14 protein-coding genes are annotated in these 21,070 nt (G+C 73.7%); 5 read left to right on the top strand and 9 right to left on the bottom strand.

All coding sequences use genetic code 11. From position 1 onward, the window contains the following. Nucleotides 1-22: 22 nt before the first annotated feature. Complete coding sequence (locus ABH931_RS15250; protein ID WP_370113371.1) at nucleotides 23-1,093, bottom strand: LAETG motif-containing sortase-dependent surface protein; 1,071 nt, start codon at nucleotides 1,091-1,093, stop codon at nucleotides 23-25. 182 nt (nucleotides 1,094-1,275) lie between these two features. Then, nucleotides 1,276-2,541 (bottom strand): PucR family transcriptional regulator, encoded by a 1,266-nt coding sequence (locus tag ABH931_RS15245; protein WP_370113369.1) that lies wholly within the window; start codon nucleotides 2,539-2,541, stop codon nucleotides 1,276-1,278. 197 nt (nucleotides 2,542-2,738) lie between these two features. Between ABH931_RS15245 and ABH931_RS15240 the strand changes: the two genes are divergently transcribed. Both ABH931_RS15240 and ABH931_RS15235 read left to right on the top strand, forming a co-directional pair. Further along, nucleotides 2,739-3,509, top strand: coding sequence for an SDR family oxidoreductase (locus tag ABH931_RS15240; RefSeq protein WP_370113367.1), 771 nt, complete (start codon nucleotides 2,739-2,741; stop codon nucleotides 3,507-3,509). Between the two features lie 47 nt (nucleotides 3,510-3,556). Further along, the gene (locus ABH931_RS15235) at nucleotides 3,557-5,353 is read left to right on the top strand and encodes an acyl-CoA dehydrogenase (RefSeq protein WP_370113365.1); all 1,797 of its coding nucleotides are present in this window, start codon (nucleotides 3,557-3,559) and stop codon (nucleotides 5,351-5,353) included. Between the two features lie 221 nt (nucleotides 5,354-5,574). On the opposite strand, the gene ABH931_RS15230 is transcribed toward ABH931_RS15235, so the two are convergent. The 6 genes from ABH931_RS15230 to ABH931_RS15205 all read right to left on the bottom strand — a co-directional run bounded on the left by ABH931_RS15230 (nucleotide 5,575) and on the right by ABH931_RS15205 (nucleotide 16,397). After that, nucleotides 5,575-6,678, bottom strand: a complete 1,104-nt coding sequence (locus tag ABH931_RS15230) for a hypothetical protein (RefSeq protein ID WP_370113363.1) — start codon at nucleotides 6,676-6,678, stop codon at nucleotides 5,575-5,577. A gap of 431 nt (nucleotides 6,679-7,109) precedes the next feature. Then, a complete protein-coding gene (locus ABH931_RS15225) occupies nucleotides 7,110-7,787 on the bottom strand; it encodes a uracil-DNA glycosylase (RefSeq protein WP_370113361.1) in 678 nt (225 codons plus the stop codon). A 70-nt stretch (nucleotides 7,788-7,857) separates the two neighbouring features. Continuing rightward, nucleotides 7,858-10,608, bottom strand: a complete 2,751-nt coding sequence (locus ABH931_RS15220) for an AAA family ATPase (RefSeq protein ID WP_370113359.1) — start codon at nucleotides 10,606-10,608, stop codon at nucleotides 7,858-7,860. Between the two features lie 75 nt (nucleotides 10,609-10,683). Continuing rightward, a complete protein-coding gene (locus ABH931_RS15215) occupies nucleotides 10,684-11,769 on the bottom strand; it encodes an amidohydrolase family protein (RefSeq protein ID WP_370113357.1) in 1,086 nt (361 codons plus the stop codon). After that, complete coding sequence (gene pepN, locus ABH931_RS15210; RefSeq protein WP_370113355.1) at nucleotides 11,766-14,339, bottom strand: aminopeptidase N; 2,574 nt, start codon at nucleotides 14,337-14,339, stop codon at nucleotides 11,766-11,768. The genes ABH931_RS15215 and pepN overlap by 4 nt, the downstream gene beginning before the upstream one ends. Nucleotides 14,340-14,906: 567 nt before the next feature. Beyond that, complete coding sequence (locus ABH931_RS15205; protein ID WP_370113354.1) at nucleotides 14,907-16,397, bottom strand: aldehyde dehydrogenase (NADP(+)); 1,491 nt, start codon at nucleotides 16,395-16,397, stop codon at nucleotides 14,907-14,909. Nucleotides 16,398-16,538: 141 nt separating this feature from the next. Here ABH931_RS15205 and ABH931_RS15200 point away from each other — a divergent pair, with 141 nt between their 5' ends. After that, on the top strand, nucleotides 16,539-17,234 hold the full coding sequence (locus ABH931_RS15200) for a hypothetical protein (RefSeq protein ID WP_370113352.1): 696 nt from the start codon (nucleotides 16,539-16,541) through the stop codon (nucleotides 17,232-17,234). A gap of 18 nt (nucleotides 17,235-17,252) precedes the next feature. Here ABH931_RS15200 and ABH931_RS15195 read toward each other — a convergent pair whose 3' ends face one another. Further along, nucleotides 17,253-17,567, bottom strand: a complete 315-nt coding sequence (locus tag ABH931_RS15195; protein WP_370113350.1) for a hypothetical protein — start codon at nucleotides 17,565-17,567, stop codon at nucleotides 17,253-17,255. 50 nt (nucleotides 17,568-17,617) lie between these two features. Between ABH931_RS15195 and ABH931_RS15190 the strand changes: the two genes are divergently transcribed. Both ABH931_RS15190 and ABH931_RS15185 read left to right on the top strand, forming a co-directional pair. Beyond that, a complete protein-coding gene (locus ABH931_RS15190) occupies nucleotides 17,618-17,818 on the top strand; it encodes a hypothetical protein (RefSeq protein WP_370113348.1) in 201 nt (66 codons plus the stop codon). Between the two features lie 393 nt (nucleotides 17,819-18,211). Continuing rightward, nucleotides 18,212-21,070 carry a beta-mannosidase gene (locus tag ABH931_RS15185; RefSeq protein ID WP_370113347.1) on the top strand — a complete coding sequence of 953 codons (2,859 nt, stop codon included), beginning with the start codon at nucleotides 18,212-18,214 and terminating at the stop codon, nucleotides 21,068-21,070.

Raw genomic sequence — 21,070 nt, 5'->3', positions numbered from 1 at the left:
GCTCACGCCCACGGCGGAGCCCCTAGCGCCGCCGGCGGCGCCGGGTCAGGGCGACGGCGCCGCCGCCTGCGGCCACCAGGGCCACGGCGACCCCGCCGATCACCGGCGTGGCGCTGCTCGCGCCCGTCATCGCCAGGTGCGTGGTGCCGGAACCGCCGTCGCCGCTCGCGCTGCCGCCGGACGCCGCGGGCGGGGTGGAGACCGACGCGACCGGGCTCGCGGAGGTGCCTCCGGAGCCGCCCGTGCCGCCACCCGACGCGCCCGTGTCGCCGCTCCCCCCGCCGCTGACGCCCTGCGAGGGCCCGCCCGAGGGCACCCCGCCGCCGTCTCCACCGCCGGACCCGCCACTGGAGCCGCCGTTGGCCCCGCCACCGGAGTCCGACCCGCCGCCGGAACCCCTGGTGCAGGAGACGTCCGCCAGGACGATCTTCCCGCTCACGGCGGCGACGTTCAGCGCCAGCGGGTTCACCTCGACGTCCAGCTCCAGCGCCGTCGCCGCCGCCGAGTCGGAGGTCGTGCCGTGCTGGGAGAGCTTCAGGTCCACCTCGCCGAGCGCCGGCACCGGGACCTTCGTCACCCCGTCGACGCTCAGGTGGACGTGCACGCCCAGGACCGTCACCTCGCCCGCCAGTTCCGCGCTCGCGGTCGGCATGCCGTGGGCCGGGCAGTCGGCCTCGGCGGACACCGCGTGGACCCCGAGCAGGTCGGTCAGCGGCAGGCCGGGCAGGTGCAGGTGCGCGTCGACGAGGTTGACGGCGGCGTGGGCGCCGTGGGCGCCGACCGTGGCGTCGGTCTGACCGACCTGGGCCGTCAACAGGTTGACCGGACGCCCGGCCTCGACCCCGCTGCCGACGACGGCGGTCAGCGCGGCGCCGCTGCGTGACGCGGGGGCGGTCAGTTTGTTGAGGGACACGTCGACGGGGATGTCGACGGCGTTCAGCAGCTTCACGTCCAGGGCGACCTCGGCCGTGGTGGCGGCCGCAGTGCCCGGACCGGTCGTCGCCCGCGCGGGTTCGGCCACCCCCAGCAGCGAGACCGCGGCGAGCGCGCCGGAGACGGCGAAGGGCATGGCGAAGCGACGACGGGACAACACGGAACAACCCCCACCTGGGAACGAACGTGCCCACCGGGAACGGACGGGCGAGGCACGGTGTCGGACGCCGCTTATTCTTGCGAACCGTCCGTCACCGGGTCAGCACACGCGGTCAGTTCACTCATACGGGTGATGCATCCCCAGAATCACCACGCGTCACTGCAGCTCAGCTGCAACCACGGTCAAGCGGGCTCCAGCCAGCGCAGCAGCTCCAGCGCCAACCCGACCGAGGGAACCCGCCCGGCAAGCGGTCTCGGCAGCAGCCGCTCCGCCCGGGCCACCCGCCCCCGAACGGTGTTGCGATGGGTGTACAGGAGCTCCGCCGTGCGTCCCGCATGCGACTCCGCCTGCAGGTAGACCCGCAGCGTCTCGGCGAGTTCGGGCGCGGCCGAGGCCAGGGGGCCGAGCGTGTCGGCGACGAACTGCCGCGCCTGCTCCTCGTCCTGCAGGGCCAGCGCGACGACCTGGACCTCCTCGTACGCGGTCAGCAGCGGCGGCCGGGCGAGCCTGCCGACCAGCCGTTGCGTGGTCAGCGCCTGCTGGTGGCCGAGCCGGAACCCGCCGGCGCCCGGCGCAGGCCCGCCCACCGCGACGAACGGGCGGTGCGCCCCGTCCGGCAGCGTCTGTCGCAGCGCCTCCCGGAGCACCGGCGGATCAGGGGTCTCGGGGACCCCGATCCACGCCCACAGCACGGAGAGCCCGGACGGCACGGCCAGCGGTGGCCGGGCGCCGAGGAGCTCCGCGACGCGGTCCGCCGCCGCTTCCAGATCGCCCTGCCCGGCGCCGCCGCGCGGCTGCCAGAGCACCAGGGCGAGATGCCGCTGCCGCAGGTCGCAGCCGAGCCGGGCGCTCGCCCGGTCCTCGGGGATCGGCGCGCCCTCCAGCAGCAGCGTGACGGTCTCCAGCCGACGCGCCGGCACACCGCCGACCAACTGCCGCCGCTCCTCGTCGATCCGTCGCTGCACCGCGTTCAGGGTCCGCTCGACGAACCGGGTCATGGACCGGGCCGAGCGGTCGAGCGAGTCGGCGAGCAGCCCCGGCGGGCAGGGGACGGCCGTCAGCGCGACCGCCATCCACTCGCGCCACAGCAAGGTCTGCGCCCGCCAGTAGCCCCACACCAGGAACCGGTCGTCCACCCCGCGCCGCACCAGGTCCCTGGCCACGTCCAGGTTCTCGGGCGTGAGCTCGGTGGTCACCGGGCGGCCGGGGTGCAGCTCGTTGGCGTGGAGCCAGCGGCCGACGTTGTCGCGGGTGCTGGCGGCGATCTTCTCGGCCATGACGGGGTCGTCGAGCGACTCCGGGGTCTCCTGCGCGATCTGCCGGCCGACGGCCTCCAGGATCTCCCCGCCGTGGCGCAGCAGGTGCCCCGCCGTCGCCCGGATGTGCGCGGCGACCTCGGGATCCGGCTCCCCGCCTCCCAGCGGCTGCGATCCGACGGGCTGCGGCATGACGGAGCGGCTCCCCTCGCGGTGGCACGGTTGGGCACTTTGCACATCCCGGGCCATGATCGATGTGCAGACGCCTATGGTCGCACGCGTCCCCGGCCCCTAGCGTGGGCTCGGCGGCCCGTGTCCGCGCGGTTCCCGCGCCCGCGGGCCCAGGCGACGACGCAGGTCAGGACCCACGAGAGCTTCCGGGAGCAGTTGTGAACGATCTCTTCTCCGTCTCCGGCAGGACCGCCCTGGTCACCGGCGGCACCAGGGGCATCGGGCTGATGATCGCCCGCGGCCTGCTGCAGGCGGGCGCGAAGGTCTACGTCAGCTCACGCAAGGCGGAGGCCTGCGAGGCGGCGGTGGCCGAGCTGAAGCTCTTCGGCGAGGCCGTGGCGCTCCCGGCGGACCTGTCCGAGGAGTCCGAGATCGCCCGCGTCGCCGAGGAGCTCGCCGCCCGCGAGGAGAAGCTGGACATCCTGGTCAACAACGCGGGCGCCACCTGGGGCGCGCCGCTGGACACCTTCCCGGTCAGCGGCTGGGACAAGGTGATGGACCTCAACCTGCGCAGCCCGTTCCTGCTCACCCAGGCCCTGCTGCCGCTGCTGCGCGCCGCCGGGACGGCCGACCACCCCGCCCGGGTCATCAACGTCGGCTCGATCGACGGTCTGCACGTGAGCCCGCTGCCCACCTACTCCTACGCGGCCAGCAAGGCGGGCCTGCACCACCTGACCCGGGTGCTGGCCAAGGAGCTCGGACCGCAGCACATCACGGTCAACGCGATCGCGCCCGGCCCGTTCGAGTCGAGGATGATGGCCGCCACCCTGGAGGCGGTCGGCGACCAGATCGCGGCGGGAGCCCCGCTGCGCCGCATCGGCCGCCCCGACGACATGGCGGGCGTCGCCGTCTACCTCTCCAGCCGCGCGGGCTCCTACGTCACCGGCGCCGTGATCCCCGTCGACGGCGGCATCGGCACCACCGTCTGACGTCCCCCGCTCCCCGTCTCCCCCGACGCCTCCCTCGAACGGACGCCATGAACTCGCTCCTGCTCTCCCGGCGCGACCTCGACTTCCTGCTGCACGACTGGCTGGACGTCACCGCGCTCACCCGCCGCCCGCGCTTCGCCGAGCACGACCGGGAGACCTTCGACGCCGTCCTCGACCTGAGCGAGGCCATCGCCACCCGGCACTTCGCCCCGCACAACAAGCGCGGCGACAGCGAGGAGCCGTGGTTCGACGGCGAGAAGGTGCACATCATCCCCGAGGTCAAGGCGGCGCTGGAGGTCTTCGCCGAGTCGGGTCTGACGGGTGCGGCGATGGACCACGAGATCGGTGGCCAGCAGCTGCCGACGGTGGTCGCCAACGCGTGCATGGCCTGGTTCCAGGCGGCGAACGTCGGCACCTCGGCGTACCCGTTCCTGACCGTCGCCAACGCCAACCTGCTGCTGGCACACGGCAGCGAGGAGCAGATCGACCGCTACGTGCGGCCGATGGTGGCGGGGCGCTTCTTCGGCACCATGTGCCTGTCCGAGCCGCAGGCCGGCTCGTCCCTGGCGGACGTGCGCACCCGGGCGGAGGAGCAGCCGGACGGCGGCTACCGGCTGTTCGGCCACAAGATGTGGATCTCGGGTGGCGACCACGAGCTGAGCGAGAACATCGTGCACCTGGTGCTGGCCCGCACGCCCGGCGCCCCGGCCGGGGTCAAGGGCCTGTCGCTCTTCGTGGTGCCCAAGTTCCTGCTCGCCGAAGACGGTTCGCCCGGCGAGCGGAACGACGTGGTGCTGGCCGGGCTCAACCACAAGATGGGCTACCGCGGCACCACCAACACCCTGCTCAACTTCGGTGAGGGCGTGCACCGTCCGGGCGGTGCGCCCGGTGCCGTCGGCCATCTGGTGGGCGAGCGCCACCGCGGCCTAGCCTACATGTTCCACATGATGAACGAGGCCCGCACCGGCGTCGGCCTCGGCGCCACCGCACTCGGCTACACCGGCTACCTGCACTCGCTGGACTACGCCCGCACCCGCCCGCAGGGCCGCCCCCTCGCCGGGCGCGATCCGGGGGCCCCGCAGGTACCGATCATCGAGCACGCGGACGTCAGGCGCATGCTGCTGGCCCAGAAGTCTTACGTCGAGGGCGCGTTGGCGCTGAGCCTGTACTGCAGCCGGCTCATCGACGAGGAGCGAACCGCCCCGGAGGAGACCGCGCGCACGCGGGCCCGACTGCTGCTGGAGGTGCTGACGCCGATCGCGAAGAGCTGGCCCTCGCAGTGGTGCCTGGCCGCGAACGACCTGGCGATCCAGATCCACGGCGGCTACGGCTACACCCGCGAGTACAACGTCGAGCAGCAGTACCGCGACAACCGCCTCAACCCGATCCACGAGGGCACCCATGGCATCCAGGGGCTGGACCTGCTGGGCCGCAAGGTCGTCATGGACGGCGGCGCCGGGCTCCGGCTCCTGCTGGACACCGTCACCGCCACGGCCGACCGCGCCCGTGGCGCCGGCGGCGAGGCCGCCGACCTCGCCGAGTCCCTTACCCGCTCCACCGCGCGCGTCGCCCGCACCACGGCCCGCCTCTGGTCCACCGGCGACCCGGCCACGGCCCTGGCGAACTCCTCGGCCTACCTCGAAGCCGTCGGCCACGTCGTCCTGGCCTGGATCTGGCTGGAGCAGTACCTCGCCACCGGCACGCGCACCGACCCCTTCCACGAGGGCAAGCGCCAGGCCGCACGCTACTTCTACCGCATCGAACTGCCCAGGACCGGCCCCCAGTTCGACCTCCTCGACACCCTGGACCGTACAGCCGCGGACACCGACCCCGACTGGTTCTGAGCAGGACTTGCCACGTCGGGAGGCGGTTATCGGTACGGACAGCCGGCTGATCCTCCGGGGTGCCCCCGGCGCGCGCCGGCGTGAGGTGCCGGCAGATCACGCCCGCCGCCCGCCGCGCGCCGGGCCCGCGGACCCGTCCGCGGCGGAAGGGCTGACGCCGGATCCCGGCGCCGCGGGGGGCGGCGCCGGGATCCGGGTGAGGGGGCCGAGGGGAGCTGGGGTCAGCCGACCGTCGGGTGGGTCAGGGCGCAGGCGTTGGTGTCGTTGGACCAGCTGCCCTGGAGGGTGTAGGTGCCGTTGCCCATGGTGACGCTGCCCGCGGCGCCGGTGCCGGTCTTGAGCCAGGCGCACTCGTCGGCGTTCTCCTGGCCGTTGGAGGCGTTGGTCCAGCCGCCCGCCGGGAACTGGTCGGTCATCATCTCCGAGTACTCGTGGCCCAGGGTCATCGTCCAGCCGTCGAGGGTGCCCGCGGTCCCGGAGTTGATGAAGTTGACGCCGCAGCTGGCGCCCAGGTCCATGTTGTACGGCTGGTTCGAGAAGGCGAAGTTGCCCACGTCGGAGGTGACGGCGCCGCCGGTCAGGGTGGTGTCGCCGTTGTAGTCGTGCCAGGCGCAGAACCCGGTGGTGGTGCTCTGGTAGTTGTCCGGGTTGGTGCCGTGGGGCGACAGGATGATGTAGTACGCGCCGCGGTTGGCCGCCGACGTGGTGTTGCCGAAGTGGTGGGCCGCGGCGAGGGCCTCGGCACCGAGCTGGTGGCCGGTGGTCTGGGCCGGGGAGGCCGCGGAGTTGTCGTACCAGACGCCCGCGTAGACGCCGTTGCTCGGGTAGGGGACGTGGGCGGCGGTCGACGGGCAGGTGGTCGCGCCCTTGGCGACGCCCTCGCAGTACTGCGTGAGGGTGCCGGACCACTGCTCGCCGCCGGTGCCGATGCCCTTGAACAGGTTCTGCGCGACCGGAGCGGCGTTGTACGGGTCGTTGCTGAAGGTCAGGTTGCCGTTGGCGTCGGTGCCCTGGGTGCCCCACTGGTTACCGTAGAAGACCAGGTAGACCTTGGGCTGGACACTCATCACGCCGACGCCGGCGGTACCGCCGCCGTAGGTCAGCGTGCCGGACGCGTGACGGGCGCCCTTCTGGGCGGACTTCCAGTCGGCCAGCTCGGGCATGTAGCCGTGACCGCGGTTGGTGAAGGCGTGGGAGCCGCTGTTGTCGGCGGTGGTCGCGGCGGAGGCGGTGCCGGCCGATATCGCGGCGCTGGCGGCCACCAGAGCGGCCGCGCCCAGGATCGCCGCACCGGTGCGGTGGCGCGACAGGAGTCCGTGCGTCATGTGCTGCCTCTCGAATCGAGGGGGGTGCCACCGCTCGTGCTAGCGGTGGCACGGTCGAGGGGTCGGTGCACCGGACCGCGGCCGGGCGGGATCACCGCAGGACGCGAACCGGCTTCCGTAGTGCAGGAGTTGAGCTGACGTACGTGCGGCTCACGACCGGTCGGCCGGCCAAGATCCGCTGCCTTGCGATGCCAGAAGTTAGCAACCACTGGGAGGGGGGTCAACGGTTCGGCAACATCCCGGTGAACTCGGACTTGCACGAACCGGAACGACGGCCACCGCCCGCAGGGTCGGCATGGATCTATTCCGGGGCGCGCCGATATCCCATGTGCAGGGTGAAGCAAAGGACATGACGGAGCATCGGCTCGACGTCACGGCCGCAACATGCGGAATGGTTCAGTCCATTCCGCATGCGGATATTCGTCCCACCGTCAGGGCAGTCGCCAGTCCACGGGCCGCGCGCCCTGGCGCGCGAGCGCGTCGTTGGCGCGGCTGAACGGGCGGGAGCCGAAGAAGCCACGGTCCGCCGACTTCGGTGACGGGTGGGTGGACGTGATCGCGGGGTAGTCGCCCAGCAGCGGGCGCAGCTCCTTGGCGTCCTTGCCCCACAGGATCGACACCAGCGGCTTGCCCCGGGCGGCGAGCGCACGGATGGCCTGCTCGGTGACCGCCTCCCAGCCCTTGCCACGGTGCGAGCCCGGATTGCGCGGCTGGACCGTGAGCACCCTGTTGAGCAGCAGCACCCCCTGCCGGCTCCAGGGCTGCAGGTCCCCGTTGGCGGGCTTGGGCAGGCCGAGGTCCTGGTGGAGCTCCCAGAAGATGTTCGCAAGGCTCCCGGGCAGGTTCCGCACCTGCGGGTCGACCGCGAAGCTGAGCCCTATCGGCATCCCCGGGGAGGGGTAGGGGTCCTGCCCGACGAGCAGGACCCGCACATCCTCGAAGGGCTGCTGGAAGGCCCGGAGGATGTGCGCGCCGGCCGGAAGGTACGTCCGCCCCGCGGCAACCTCCGCGCGCAGGAACTCGCCCATCGCGGCGATCTGGCCCGCGACGGGAGCGAGGGCCTCGGCCCAGCCTGGTTCGACGATCTCATGCAAAGGACGTGCTGCCACGCCGAGAAGCTTAACCAGGCCCGCCGACACCGCGGAGCCACCCCCCGGGCGGTGCGGCCGCCCTGGAGGACTACAGGTGCTCTCTCGCCTCGCGCGCCAGCCCGTCCGCGCTGCAGGCGTCGGCGGCCGTGGCGGCCCGGCGGAAGGCGTCGGCCGTCGCCGCGGCGTCCTGCCCGGCGGCCACCCGGGCCAGGGCCAAGTCGTAGAGGCCGCGTGCGCGTTCGTACGGGGCGGGGGCCTGCTCCAGGATCTGGGCAGCCTCCTCCAGGCGCGTCACCCGCACCCGCGGATCCGGCTCCAGCTCGCCCGCCGCGCGCATCGCCGCGCCGATCGCGGAGAGCGCGCCGTAGTGCTCGGCGCGCTGGAGCTGGTCGGCGGCCGCCTCCCGCGCGCGGTCGAGGTCACCGAGGCCCGCACAGGCCGCCGCGAGGCCCCGCTGCCAGCCGCACCAGCCGGGGTTGCGCATGCCCCGCGCGTCCAGGCGGGCGCCGGCCTGGGAGAGTTCCGCCTCGGCGTCGACGAACTCGCCGAGCCCCAGCAGCAGTCCGCCGCGGACGGTCTGCGAGTCGGGGAAGACGACGGCATTGGAGTACGGCGCGGCGAACTCGTAGCGGTCGGCCAGCCCCCGCGCCTCCTGGGTCGCTCCGCGCGCCGTCAGCACCGCGATCAAGGTGCCCACCGCGTACCAGTGGACGGGCGTGCCGACGCCCACACGGTTGGCCAGCTCCAGCCCGTACCGGGCCTCCTTCTCGGCCTCCGCCAGATCCCCGGTGCGGTAGTGGACGTAGCCCAGGATGGTGTGCCCGAACGAGAGGTGCGCCCCGCGCCAGCCGGCCTCCTCGTACTCCTTGATGCCCTTGACGAAGAGGTCGAGCGCGCGCTGCGGGCGGTCCCCGTACATGTGGACGAGGGCGGTCAGCACCGGCACCTCGAAGCCCCACTCCGGGTGCGCCCAGCGCAGTTCGCCCTCCAGGGCGCGGTCGCTGTAGTAGAGGGCCACGTCGACGGGCTCGCCGCGCACGGTCGCGTCCCAGGCGCGCAGACCCAGCACGTAGCGGGCGGCGATGGACCGGTCGCCGTCGGCGTCGAGGCGCTCGGCCAGCTCCGCCAGCCGCTTGGAGCGCTCCTCCGATCCCTCCTCCCAGGCGTCGAAGGCGCCCCACATGAACTGCCACACCTGCATCTTGAGCCGCACCGCCGGGTCCTCGGCGCGTTGCGCCTCCTCGGCCATGATGCCGGCCGCCTCGGCGAGGCTGTTGCTGTGGGCGAGCGACTGGGCGAGCCGGACGCTGACCTCCTCGCGCAGCGGCGTCGGAATCACGGGCTGGTCGAGCGCCATGCGCAGCTGGTCGGCCGTGGCCGCGGGGTCGTAGAGCAGGGTGGAGCAGCCGAGTTCAAAGAGCACGTGCGCCCGCTCGGCCACCGGCGGCGGCTCCTCCACGGCCCGCGCGAGGCAGCGCTGGGCCGTCTCGGGCGCTCCGGACTGCATGAACAGCTGTGCCGCCTCCCGTAGTTGGCCCACCACCTGAGCGTCGCCGCGCGGCGGCACCTCCAGCCAGTGCCGGGCCGCGACCATGGGGCTGCGTCCGGCGTCCAGCACGCGCCGCGCGGCCCGGTCGTGGAGGTCGGTGCGCTCCTCCTCCGGAATGCTGCGGTACACCGAGGTGGCGATCAACGGGTGGACGAACTCCAGGATCTGCCGTCCCGTCAGGACACGCTCGTGCCGCAGTCGCTCGGCCGCGGAGTCCGCCTCGGCCGGGCCGAGACAGGCGACGTCGGCGGCCTGCTCGACCGGGGTGGCGATCCCCAGGACCGCGACGGCGCGGGCGAGCCGCACCGGTCCCGAACCGAGCCGCCGCAGCCGGGAGATCAGGCCGCTGCCGGTGTTCTCCGCGGCCAGCTCCCGCAGGCGGATCCAGGAACCGTCGCTCGGGACGATGCCGCGCACCCGGGCCTTGGCCACCAACTCGACCGTCTCGAAGGGATTGCCCCCGGTGAGCGCCCAGACGTCGCGGGCGAACGCGCCGACGAGGTCGGCGTCGTCCGGGCCGAGGTCCGGGTCAAAGTCGCGCTCCGCGTCGATGCCGCCGATGCCGTCGATGTCCGTTGCCGTTGCCGCGGGTTCGGCCGCGGGCTCCCCGAACTCGCCGGCGCCGTCGTCGTCATCGGCGTAGATCCGGCGCACCAGGGCGTCCACCGCCTCCGGTGTGAGCGCGGAGAGTCCGAGGGGCGTGACGCCGTTGTCCCCCGCCATGCCGCGGAACGCGTCCGCCCAGTCCGGCAGTTCGTCCGGCCGGTACGCCACGATCAGCAGCACCGGCAGGTTCGCCACGCGGCCGGCGAAACCGGCCAGCCAGGACAGGGATTCGGCGTCCGCCCAGTGCGCGTCGTCGACGACCAGCACCAACGGCCCGCGCTGGTAGGCGAGGTTGGTGACGACCCAGTCCAGCCCGTCCCGCACACCCTGCGGGTCCGGCGCGGCGCCACGGCTGGGCGCCACGCCCAGCGCCGCACCGACGATGGCGTTCCAGCCGCCCAGCAGCGCGTCCCGCTCGTCGTCGCCGACACTCTCCAGCAGCGGCCGCAGCAGGCCGCGGACGACGGTGAAGGCCGAGCCCTGCTCCTGCTCGCCGCCTCGGGAGGCGAGCACGAGCAGCCCCTGGGCACGCGCGGACTCCCGGACGGAGGCGAGCACACTGGTCTTGCCCAGCCCCGCCGCACCCGTCACCACGACCAGCGCGCCCGAACGCTCGTCCCGCAGGGCCGTGACGGCGGCACGGACAGCGTCGAGTTCGTGTTCGCGTTCGAGCAGACCGTCCACGCCGACCTCCTGGTTTTCGTGTTCGAGCGTAGCCCTGTCACGTGCGCCGCGACCCGCACTTGCCCGATCCAGGGGCTACGCCCGCAGGGCGCGGCCGTTCAGCACGATCTGCGCGGGGGCCGCCAGGACCCGGACGTCGGCGCGCGGATCCTCGTCGTACACGACGAAGTCGGCCCGCTCGCCCTCCGCAAGACCCGGCCGGCCCAGCCAGGCACGCGCGCCCCAGGTTGTCGCGGAGAGCGCGGCCAGCGGCGGAAGGCCCGCCCGGACGAGCTCCTCGACCTCCTGGGCGATCAACCCGTGCGGGAGCGAGCCGCCCGCGTCCGTGCCGGTGTAGATGGGGACACCCGCGTCGTACGCCGCCGCGACGGTCTCGTAGCGGCGCGCGTGCAGCGCGCGCATGTGGCGCGCGTACGCGGGGTACTTCGCCTCGCCCGCAGCCGCGTGCTCGGGGAAGCCGGCGATGTTGACCAGCGTCGGGACGATCGCCACCCCGCGCTCCGCGAACAGCGGGATGGTGTCCTCGGTCAGGCCGGTGGCGTGTTCGACGCAGTCGATGCCCGCCTCGACGAGGTCGCGCAGCGAGTCCTCGCCGAAGACGTGCGCGGTGACCCGCGCGCCCTCCTCGTGGGCGGCCGCCATCGCGGCGGCCAGGACCTCGCGCGGCCAGCAGGCGCCGAGGTCGCCGAGGTCGCGGTCGATCCAGTCGCCGACGAGCTTGACCCAGCCGTCGCCGCGCCGCGCCTCCTCGCGCACGTACCCGGCGAGCTGGTCCGGCTCGATCTCGTGGGCGTAGTTGCGGATGTAGCGGCGGGTGCGCGCGATGTGGCGACCCGCCCGGACGATCCGCGGCAGGTCCTCTCGCTCGTCGGCCCAGCGGGTGTCCGCCGGGGAGCCGGCGTCACGGAGCAGCAGCGCGCCCGCGTCACGGTCGGCCAGCGCCTGCTTCTCGCTGGTCGCCCGGTCGACGGCGCCGTGCCCGTCCAGGCCGACGTGGCAGTGGGCGTCGGTGAGACCAGGCAGCACCCAGCCCCGGACCGTCCGCACCTCGCCACCGGCGGGCGCGGTGAAGCTGATCCGGCCGTCGACCACCCACAGCTCGTCCCGGACGTCCTCCGGGCCCACCAGGACCCGACCGGTCACGTGCAGCACCGCGCTCATCGCTCCCCCTCCTCCGCGTCCAAGTCCGCGTCCAAGTCCGCGTCCGAGTCCGACCCGACCAGGGTCCGGCCGCGCACCGCGCGGCGCAGGTCGTCCAGACGGTCCGTCAGGCCGCGTCGCAGCGCGACGCTCAGGCCGTCCCGGCCGAGCTCCCGCTCCCCCGCCGCCAGCACCTCGGGCGTCGCCGCGTACGACGGGAAGCCGCCCGCCGTGGTCAGCAACCGCGCCACCGCCGCGCCACGCCGCTCCGCGACGGCGGCCGCGTCGGTGAAGTAGCGCTTCGGCAGTTCCAGTTCGTCGAGCAGCTGGTGCTGCTCGGGCTGCCAGACACCGTCGATCGTCGCGGCCAGCAGGTAGTTGGAGAGCTCTCCGGTGAACACCGCCTGCCAGGCGCTGAGCTTGGCGTCCCGGTCGGGCCGCGCCGCACGGCAGCGGGCGGCGCCCTCGGCACTGGTCGCGCTCGGGTCACGCTCCGCCTCGGCGGCGATCTCGGCCTCACCGGCCGCGCCCAGCACGCACAGGCGCAGCAGCAGCTGCCAGCGCAGCGCCGGGTCGAGCTCCGGTCCGCCCGGCACGGCCCCCTCCGCCAGCCACTCCCGCAGCTCGGCCTGCTCGACCGGGGTAGCGGCGGCGTCGATCAGGCCGCGGACCGCCACCAGCCGCAGGCCGGCCGCCGAGGCGTCGCCCTCGGTGCGGCGCAGCAGCGCCCGGCAGACCCCGCCGAGGCGGGCCAGCGCCCCGGGGCGCTGCTCCGGCGGCAGGTACTGGTCGGTGGCGACCTGGCGTGCGAAGGCCAGCACGTCCTGCACCAGGTGGACGGAGGTCTCCCCGCGCAGGTGGTCGGCGACCAGCTCCAGGTAGGCCGCGGCGGGCAGTTCACCGTCACGCACCTGGTCCCGGGCGCTGTTCCAGAGCACCACCCGGGCCAGCGCCTCCGGCACCCGGCCCAGCGATTCCCTGACGACGCTCCAGGACCGCTCGTCCAGGCGGATCTTGGCGAAGGCGAGGTCGGTGTCGTCCGGCAGCAGCAGCTCGCCGCGCGGCTCGGGCAGCGGCACCTCCTTGCCGTCGGCCAGCTCGACCCCGACGCGCTGGCGCAGGACCAGCGTGCCGTCGGGGAGGCCGTCGTAGCTGCCGAGCGTGATCCGGTGCGGGCGCAGCACGCCGTCCGCCGAGGTCTGGCGCAGCGCGTCACCGGTCACCTGCAGGGTGTCCGGGCCGGTGGTGCGCAGCCACAGCTCCGCCCAGCCGTGCACGTCGCGCTCGCTGGCCGCGGCCAGGGCCTGCAGCAGGTCGTCCAGGGTGGCGTTGCCGTAAGCGTGGGCGTCGAAGTGGCGGTTGACCCCGTCGAAGAACGCCTCGTCACCGAGCCACGCGACGAGTTGCCGCAGCGCGGCGGCGCCCTTCGCGTAGGAGATGCCGTCGAAGTTCTGCAGCGCGGCGGCGGTGTCGGTGACGGCCTCCGGCGCGACGGGGTGGGTGGACGGCCGCTGGTCGGCGTCGCGCCCCCACGCCTTGGTGGACGCGAAGCCCGTCCAGGCGCCGGAGAACCGGGTCGCCCCGGCGATCACCCGGAAACCCAGGTACTCGGCGAAGGACTCGTTCAGCCACAGGTCGTCCCACCAGCGCATGGTGACCAGGTCGCCGAACCACATGTGCGCCATCTCGTGCGCGACGACCATCGCCCGGTGCTCGCGCTCGGTGTCCGGCACGGCGGAACGGAACAGGAAGGTGTCGCGCAGCGTGACGCAGCCGGGGTTCTCCATCGCGCCGACGTTGAACTCCGGCACGAAGCACTGGTCGTAGCCGGCGAACGGGTACCGCTGACGGAACAGCGCGTGGTAGGCGTCGAAGCACTGCCGGGTGACGGTGAGCAGCTCCTCCGCGTCCGCGTCCAGGTAGGGCGCGAGGGAGCGGCGGCAGTGCAGGCCGAGCGGGATGCCGTCGTGCTCGGAGCGCACCGAGTGCAGCGGCCCCGCCACCACGCAGACGAGGTAGCTGCTGATCGGCGCGGTCGGCGCGAACCGGGTCCGGACGGCGTCCCGGCGCCCCTCCCGCTCCTGCGCCGCCTCCCGCTCGCCCACGGCGTCCGCGTTCGCGACGACGGTCCACTCGGCGGGCGCGGTGACGGCGACCTCGTAGGGCGCCTTCAGATCGGGCTGGTCGAAGGCCGCGAAGATGCGCGGGCCCTCGTCGAGGAAGGCCTGGGTGTAGACGTAGACCTCGCCGTCGGCGGGGTCCACGTAGCGGTGCATGCCCTCGCCGGTGCGGGAGTAGGCCATGTCGGCCTCGACCAGCAGCGTGTTGTCGCTGGCGAGGGCCTCCAGCGGGAACCGCCCGTCGGCGAGCGCGCCCGGGTCCAGCTCCCGCCCGTTCAGCACCACGCGATGCAGCCGGTCGGGCTTGACGTCGAGGAACGTCCCCGCCCCGGGCGTCCGGCACCCGAACGAGATCACCGTGACCGAGCGGAACACCTCGGCTCCGACGGTCAGATCGAGGTCCACGGACACGCAGCGGACGTCGAGCAGTCGTCGACGCCCCTCCGCTTCGGCGCGAGTGAGGGCTGGCATGGGGATCATGCTATTCCCGGCGGGCCCGCACGGGGACTCCCGGCACGGGCCCCGCCCGAGCCACCCGCGCCGGCACAGCGGCCCCGGCGGGCCGGCCGGGCGCGACGCGGCGCGGCGGAACGGCGCGGCGGAACGGCGCGGCCTGGCACGTCGTGGCGCGGGCATCGCCTGGCGCGGGCGGAGCCCGGCAAGCCGGCGGGCCGGCCGGGCGCGACGCGGCGGAACGGCGCGGCCTGGCACGTCGTGGCGCGGCGGAACCCGGCGCGGGCGTCGCCTGGCGCGGGCGGAACCCGGCGCGGGCGTCGCCTGGCGCGGGCGGAGCCCGGCGCGGGCGTCGCCTGGCGCGGGCGGAACCCGGCGCGGGCGTCGCCTGGCGCGGGCGGAGCCCGGCGAGCGACAGGCCGGCGAAGCCCGGCGCAGAGCGGGCCCAGCCCGAGTCACCCGCGCCGGGCGAAGCGGCGTCGGTCGGGCGAGCGCGACGCGGGCCCAGCTGTTCCACGCCCCGCTCGACGCACGTCCCGCCCGGCCCGGCGCGGCCCGGCGCGGCGGGGCCTCCGACGCTCGGCGTCAGCGCGGCAGCAGGGCCTCCGGGACGGTCTGGAAGGAGACCGGGCGGAGCCAGCGGTCGACCGCGGTGGCGCCGACGGAGGTGGCGGTGGAGGTGGAAGCCGGGTACGGGCCGCCGTGGTGCATGGCGTCCGCGACGGCGACACCCGTGGGCCAGCCGCCGAAGAGAACGCGCCCGGCGAAGCGGGCCAGGGCCGCGAGATGGGCCGGGGCGTCGGGGTCGGTGGCGGGGGTGTGCAGGGTCGCCGTCAGGCAGCCGTCGAGGCGGGAGAGGATCGCGTCCGCCTCGACGGGGTCGGCGTAGCGGACGAGGACCGTGGCCGGGCCGAAGCACTCCTCCAGCAGCGCCTCGTGCGAGCCGCGCAGCGCGCTCGCCGCGGGCACGCTCAGGACGCCGGGGCGGACGGCGAGCGGCGCCTCGGGGCCGGGCGCCGGTCCAGCAGGAGCAAGGGTCCGCACCTCGGCGAGACCGGCACGGACGGCGAAGCCGTCCAGGAAGGCCTCGCGCATGCGCGGGTCCAGCAGGACCCCGGCCGGCACCTGCGCGGCCGCGTCGGCGAGGGCCTTCTCGAAGGCGTCCCCCGCCTCGCCCGCGGGCAGCAGCACCAGGCCCGGCTTGGTGCAGAACTGACCCATGCCCAGGGTGAACGACCCGGCCAGCGCGCCCGCCAGCTGCTCCGCCGAGCCGGGCCCGGCCAGCGCGGCCGCGGTGACCAGGACGGGGTTGACGCTCCCCAGCTCGCCGTGGAACGGGATCGGACGCGGGCGCGCCGCCGCCACGTCGAACAGCGCCCGGCCACCGCGCGGGGAGCCGGTGAAGCCGACGCCGGTCAGCAGCGGATGCCGGACCAGCTCCGGCCCGGCCTCGAACCCGTGGAGCAGACCGATCGTCCCCGCCGGGAGTCCGACCTCGACGGCGGCCGCCCGCAGGGCTGTGGCCACCCGCTCGGAGGTCTCCGGGTGGTCCGGGTGCGCCTTGACGACCACGGGGCATCCGGCGGCGAGGGCGCTCGCCGTGTCGCCCCCGGGCACGCTGAACGCGAACGGGAAGTTGCTGGCGGCGAAGACGCCGACGACGCCCAGCGGCACCTTGACCCGGTACAGCTCGGGCCGGGGCGGGGTCAACGTCGGGTCCGCGCCGTCGCGACGGACGTCGAGGAAGCCGCCGGGCTCGGCGGCGGCGTCGACCAGGTCGGCGAAGTAGCGCAGCTGGAAGGTGGTCCGGGCGAGCTCGCCGGTGAGCCGGGCCGTGCCGAGCGCGGTCTCGGCGTCTGCGGCGGCGATCAGCGCGGGGCCCTCGGCGTGCAGGCGCTCGGCAGCGGCGCGAAGGAGCGCAGCCCGGCGCGCGCGATCCGCGAGCGCCGGCAGCGCCGCGTGGGCGGCCCGGACCGCCGCGTCCACCGCGGCCGCCCCGGACGCCACGGCGACCGCGCCGTCCCCACGCCGCTCACCCGTTCGCGGGTCCACGCTCCACACCGACTCAGCGCCCACCGTCGTGCCTCCTTGCCACTCCTCGTGCAATGTCACATAACTCTATCGGCCGGAGCGCGCGCTGTCAGTGGGGCCCGCTAGACCGGATCGCACAGGCCCCGCGCGGGCCCGTACCCGCACCCGCACCACCCGGGAGTCGCCATGAACGCACACCCGCTGCCCGCCGCCGACACCGCAGCCGCCGCCGACACCGACACCGACACCGACACCACGGTCGCGCCCCGGGCGAGGCACCTTTCCCTGGCCGGCCTCCGGCACCGGGGCTGGACGCCGAGCATGGTCGCCAAACTGCTCGGGCCGCCCGATCTGACCGTGCGCAACCCGCACTTCCGCGGCGCGGCGCCGTCCCGCCTGTACGCCGTGGCGCGCGTCGAGGCAGCGGAGACCACCGACGCCTTCACGGCCCTGGCCGGCGCCGCGTCCCGCCGGGCGGCCTGCTCCCGCGCCGCGTCGGAGCGGCGGCGGCGTCTGGTCCTCACCGAGATCGGGGGCGTGCAGATCCACGTCCCGCGCCTGACCCCCGAGTGCCTGAGCCGCCGCGCGCTCGCCCACCGCAACCAGCGCGACGCCCAGCGCGCCTGCCGCCGCGAGGACCACCACGCCCTCCCGGCCCGCATCGACGCCGCCGAGCCCGGCGCGCTGCGCCGCTGGCAGGTCAACTACCTGCGCCACGCGCTCACCGACTACGACGCGCTGCTCGACGGCCTGCACGGCGCAACCGGCCGCGCGGAGGCGGAACGTCTGCTGCGCCGCCGCGTCTACGAGGCGATCGGCGCGGCCTATCCACAGCTGGCGGCGGAGTGCCGACGCCAGCTGAGCGAACGCCAGCGCACCTGAAGGCGCCCGCCCCGCCCGTCAGCCCCCGAGGTGCGTCCACAGCTCCGGGCGCAGCCCGAGGTCGCACAGCCAGCCGTGCACCCGTGGCGTGATCTCCTCGCTGCGCCGCAGCAGCTCCGGCAGCAGCTCCCCCTCACCGGCCACCCCGAGCGCGGCCACCAGGGCGGGCACCTGCCCGGCAGGCAGCGTCACGACGTACTCGTACTCGGGCATCCCCGGCCGCAGCAGCTGCCCCTCGACCACGAGCGCGCCGTCCGCGCGCAGGGCGGCGTGCACGTGGACACCCTCGGCCGCCCGCAGCGAAACGTGCCGCTCGTCACTTCCACCGCCCATGCGCCAATTCTCGCAGGCGCGTTGTCAGTCCCACCCGATAGGTTTCCCTCATGCTGAACGCGCACGTCATCACGCCGCTCTCACGCTCGGAGCTGGCCAACTCCCGCATCCGCGCCCTGGTCTCGGGCGCCCGCGGTCGCGCGCTCACGCCCTCCGAGCGCGAGCGCTACGCGCTGCTGCTGGACGAGTACCACACCGCCCGCCGGATCGAGGGTCGAGCGCGCGTCCGGGAGATAGCCGTCGCCGCCTGACCGGTGACGCTTCCTCAGTCCTGTTGCGGACGCCACCGGGCGGCGCCGCCGGAGCCGTCGATCAGCTCCCCGCTCTCATCCCGACGATTGTTCAGATCGCCCACGTCGTCGGCCCGGCCGAACTTCCCACGGCCCTGCACGCCGCGTCCGCCAGGACGGCCATCTCCGGTGCGTCGCTGATCAGTTGAACCTGGAAGGGCGCCTGCTGCGCAGCCGTGCGCAGGTCGGACGAACAGCGGCGGATAGCGACCTCGCCTCCAGCCGCTCCTGCCGCAGGCGTTGGGTCCGAGCGCCCGACTCGGCAGTCACAAGCCACCAGGCAATCACGACGTCTTGCCCTCTCAGCGGCTTCAAATTAAGTTACTTAACTTAACAAGAGAGGAGCACAGCATCATGGCCTTAGCCCGTGCCCCACGCACAGGAGTTCTTGTCGCCGCGGTCTGCCTCGCCGCCGTCTCCCTCACCACCCCCACCACCACAGCCACCCCCGTACCGGCAGCCGCGGCAGCCCCGGCCGCCTTCGCCGACCCCGCCACCGGATCCACCGCCGTCAGCAACCTCGGTGCCACCGGCGGATGGAAAGTGCTGACCTCCGCCACCGCCACCCAGGGCGGGGCCGCCATCTCCACACCCGGCTTCAGCACCTCTGGCTGGCTCTCCGTCACGAACGACGGTGGCGGCGCCCCCGGGACGGAGGTGGGTGCCCTGCTGCAGAACGGCAGCTGCCCGAGCGTCTTCGTCTCCACGAACATGAAGACCTGCTTCGGCCAGATGACCAAGGTCGGCGCGGAGAGCATCGCCCAGTTCTCCGCGCCCTGGTGGTACCGCACCGACTTCCCCGCACCACCGGCCGGACAGGACGCCAAGCTGATCCTGAACGGCGTGGTCGGCCAGGCGGATGTCTGGGTCGACGGCACCGAGGTCGCCACCTCCGCCACCATCAGCGGCGACTACGCCCGCAACGCCCTCGATGTGACGAGCCTGCTCCGCGCCGGCACCAACTCCGTCGCCATCGAGGTCTATCCGAACAACCCGACCACCATGCTCACCCTCGACAACGTCGACTGGACCCAGATCCCCCCGGACAACAACACCGGCATCCAGTTCCCGGTCCAGCTCCAGAGCGCCGGAGCCCTCGTCGTCGGTGACGCGCACGTCGACCAGAACACCGCCGCCGACCTGTCCAGCTCCGCCCTCACCGTCAAGGCCGCCGTCACCAACACCACCACCGCCGCGCAGACGGGCACGGTGACGGCCACGGTCACCCCGCCCGGCACCGGCACGCCCGTCACCGTCAGCCAGAGCGTCACCGTCCCCGCGGGCACCACGCAGACCGTCAGCTTCGCGCCCGCCGCCTACCCCACGCTGACCCTCGCCTCCCCGCAGATCTGGTGGCCGTACCAGCTCGGCGCGCAGCCGCTCTACACGCTCGCGACCTCCGTCGCACAGAGCGGCACCACGCTGAACTCGACCAGCGAGACCTTCGGCATCCGCACCGTCACCTCCTACCTCACCGGCGCCGGGAGCATGGCGCCCAGCGGTGTCCGCGCGTTCAGAGTCAACAACGTGCCACTGGTGATCCGCGGCGGCGGTTGGGATCCGGATCTCTTCCTGCGCTACGACCCGGCCGACACGGCGAAGCAGATCGGCCTGTTCAAGGCGATGGGCGTCAACACCATCCGCCTGGAGGGCCACCTGATGCCCGCCGACTGGTACCAGCAGATGGACGCGGCCGGCATCCTCGTCAACGCCGGCTACCAGTGCTGCGACTTCTGGGAGAACACCAGCTACACCTCCGCCCAGCAGGCCGACTACCAGCTCACCGCGCAGTCGGTGGGCCAGGTGCTGCGCAACCACCCCTCCGTCTTCAGCTTCCAGTGGAGCGACAACGCGCCCACCGCGACGCAGGAGACCCTCGCCCTGAACGGCTTCGCCGCCGCCGACTACCCGGGGCCGTTCATCTCCTCCGCCGAGTACAACTCCAGTCCGCAGCTCGGTGCATCCGGCGAGAAGGAGGGCCCGTACGACTGGGTTCCGCCCAGCTACTGGTACGACACCACGCACTACCCGAGCAGTGACTCCACCCTCACCAACGCGGGCGGCAGTTGGGGCTACGACAGCGAGCAGAGCGCGGGCGACACCATCCCCACCCTCGACTCGATCAACCGCTTCCTGTCCGCGTCCGACCAGACCGCACTGTGGCAGAGCCCGAGCGCCAACCAGTACCACGACAACTACGAGGGCACCAAGCACACCGGCTACCACTTCGGCACCAACGACAACCTCGACACCGCCATCACCGACCGCTACGGCGCACCCACCAGCCTCGCCCAGTACGTCGAGGAGGCGCAGCTGCAGAACTACGAGGACACCCGCGCCCAGTTCGAGGCGTTCGTCGACCACTCCACCAAGGCCGTCCAGCCCGCCACCGGCACCGTCTACTGGCAGCTGAACAAGGGCTGGCCGACGATGCTGTGGTCGCTGTGGAACAACGACGGCGACCAGGCGGGGGCGTTCTTCGGCGCGCAGAAGGCCAACCGGCCCCTGCACGCTCTCTACACGCTCGACGACGGCACCGTCACCCTGGACAACCTCGGCGGCACGACCCAGAGCGGACTGACCGTCGAGGCGAAGGTCTACAGCACCGCCGGTGCCGTCCTGGACGACCGGACCAGCGGCACGCTCTCCCTCGCCTCGCAGCCGGTGCTGAACAAGGTGCTCACGCCGAAGATCCCCACGGCCGCGGGCACCGTGTACTTCGTCGAACTGCTGCTGCGTCAGAACGGAGTCCTGGTGGACCGCAACGTCTACTGGAACAACACCACGACCGACGCCGTCAACTGGACCAAGACCATCGGCCAGCCGCAGGCGTCCATGAGCTCCTACGCCAACCTGACCGCGCTGCGGAACCTCGCGCCCGCGACGGTCTCCGTCTCCGCCACCACGAGCAGCCAACCGGGTCCGAACGGCTCCGACAGGCTGGTGACGGTCACCGTCACCAACACCTCCACCACACCCGCCGTCGGCTTCTTCCTCCGTGCCGACCTGCGCCGGGGCACCGCGACCGGCACGGAGCTGGCCGGGGACAACGAGCTGCAGTCGTCCGTCTGGAGCGACAACGACGTCACGCTGTGGCCGGGCGAGTCGGAGACGCTCACCGCGAGCTACAGCTCCGCCGACCTGCAGGGCGCGACACCGGTCGTCAGCCTCTCGGGCTGGAACGTCGCCAAGACCGACACGGTCGCGGGGTGA

Origin of the sequence: Streptacidiphilus sp. MAP12-33 (assembly GCF_041261265.1) — a bacterium.
In the GTDB taxonomy this organism is placed as follows: domain Bacteria; phylum Actinomycetota; class Actinomycetes; order Streptomycetales; family Streptomycetaceae; genus Streptacidiphilus.
This window is presented reverse-complemented; position numbering and strand designations above follow the sequence as displayed.

Excerpts from the sequence above, each read along its gene's own strand:
- ABH931_RS15245 (WP_370113369.1), bottom strand. The coding sequence starts at position 2,541 with ATGCCGCAGCCCGTCGGATCGCAGCCGCTGGGAGGCGGGGAGCCGGAT.
- ABH931_RS15235 (WP_370113365.1), top strand. The coding sequence starts at position 3,557 with ATGAACTCGCTCCTGCTCTCCCGGCGCGACCTCGACTTCCTGCTGCAC.
- ABH931_RS15230 (WP_370113363.1), bottom strand. The coding sequence starts at position 6,678 with ATGACGCACGGACTCCTGTCGCGCCACCGCACCGGTGCGGCGATCCTG.
- ABH931_RS15215 (WP_370113357.1), bottom strand. The coding sequence starts at position 11,769 with ATGAGCGCGGTGCTGCACGTGACCGGTCGGGTCCTGGTGGGCCCGGAG.
- pepN (WP_370113355.1), bottom strand. The coding sequence starts at position 14,339 with ATGCCAGCCCTCACTCGCGCCGAAGCGGAGGGGCGTCGACGACTGCTC.
- ABH931_RS15200 (WP_370113352.1), top strand. The coding sequence starts at position 16,539 with ATGAACGCACACCCGCTGCCCGCCGCCGACACCGCAGCCGCCGCCGAC.
- ABH931_RS15195 (WP_370113350.1), bottom strand. The coding sequence starts at position 17,567 with ATGGGCGGTGGAAGTGACGAGCGGCACGTTTCGCTGCGGGCGGCCGAG.
- ABH931_RS15190 (WP_370113348.1), top strand. The coding sequence starts at position 17,618 with ATGCTGAACGCGCACGTCATCACGCCGCTCTCACGCTCGGAGCTGGCC.
- ABH931_RS15185 (WP_370113347.1), top strand. The coding sequence starts at position 18,212 with ATGGCCTTAGCCCGTGCCCCACGCACAGGAGTTCTTGTCGCCGCGGTC.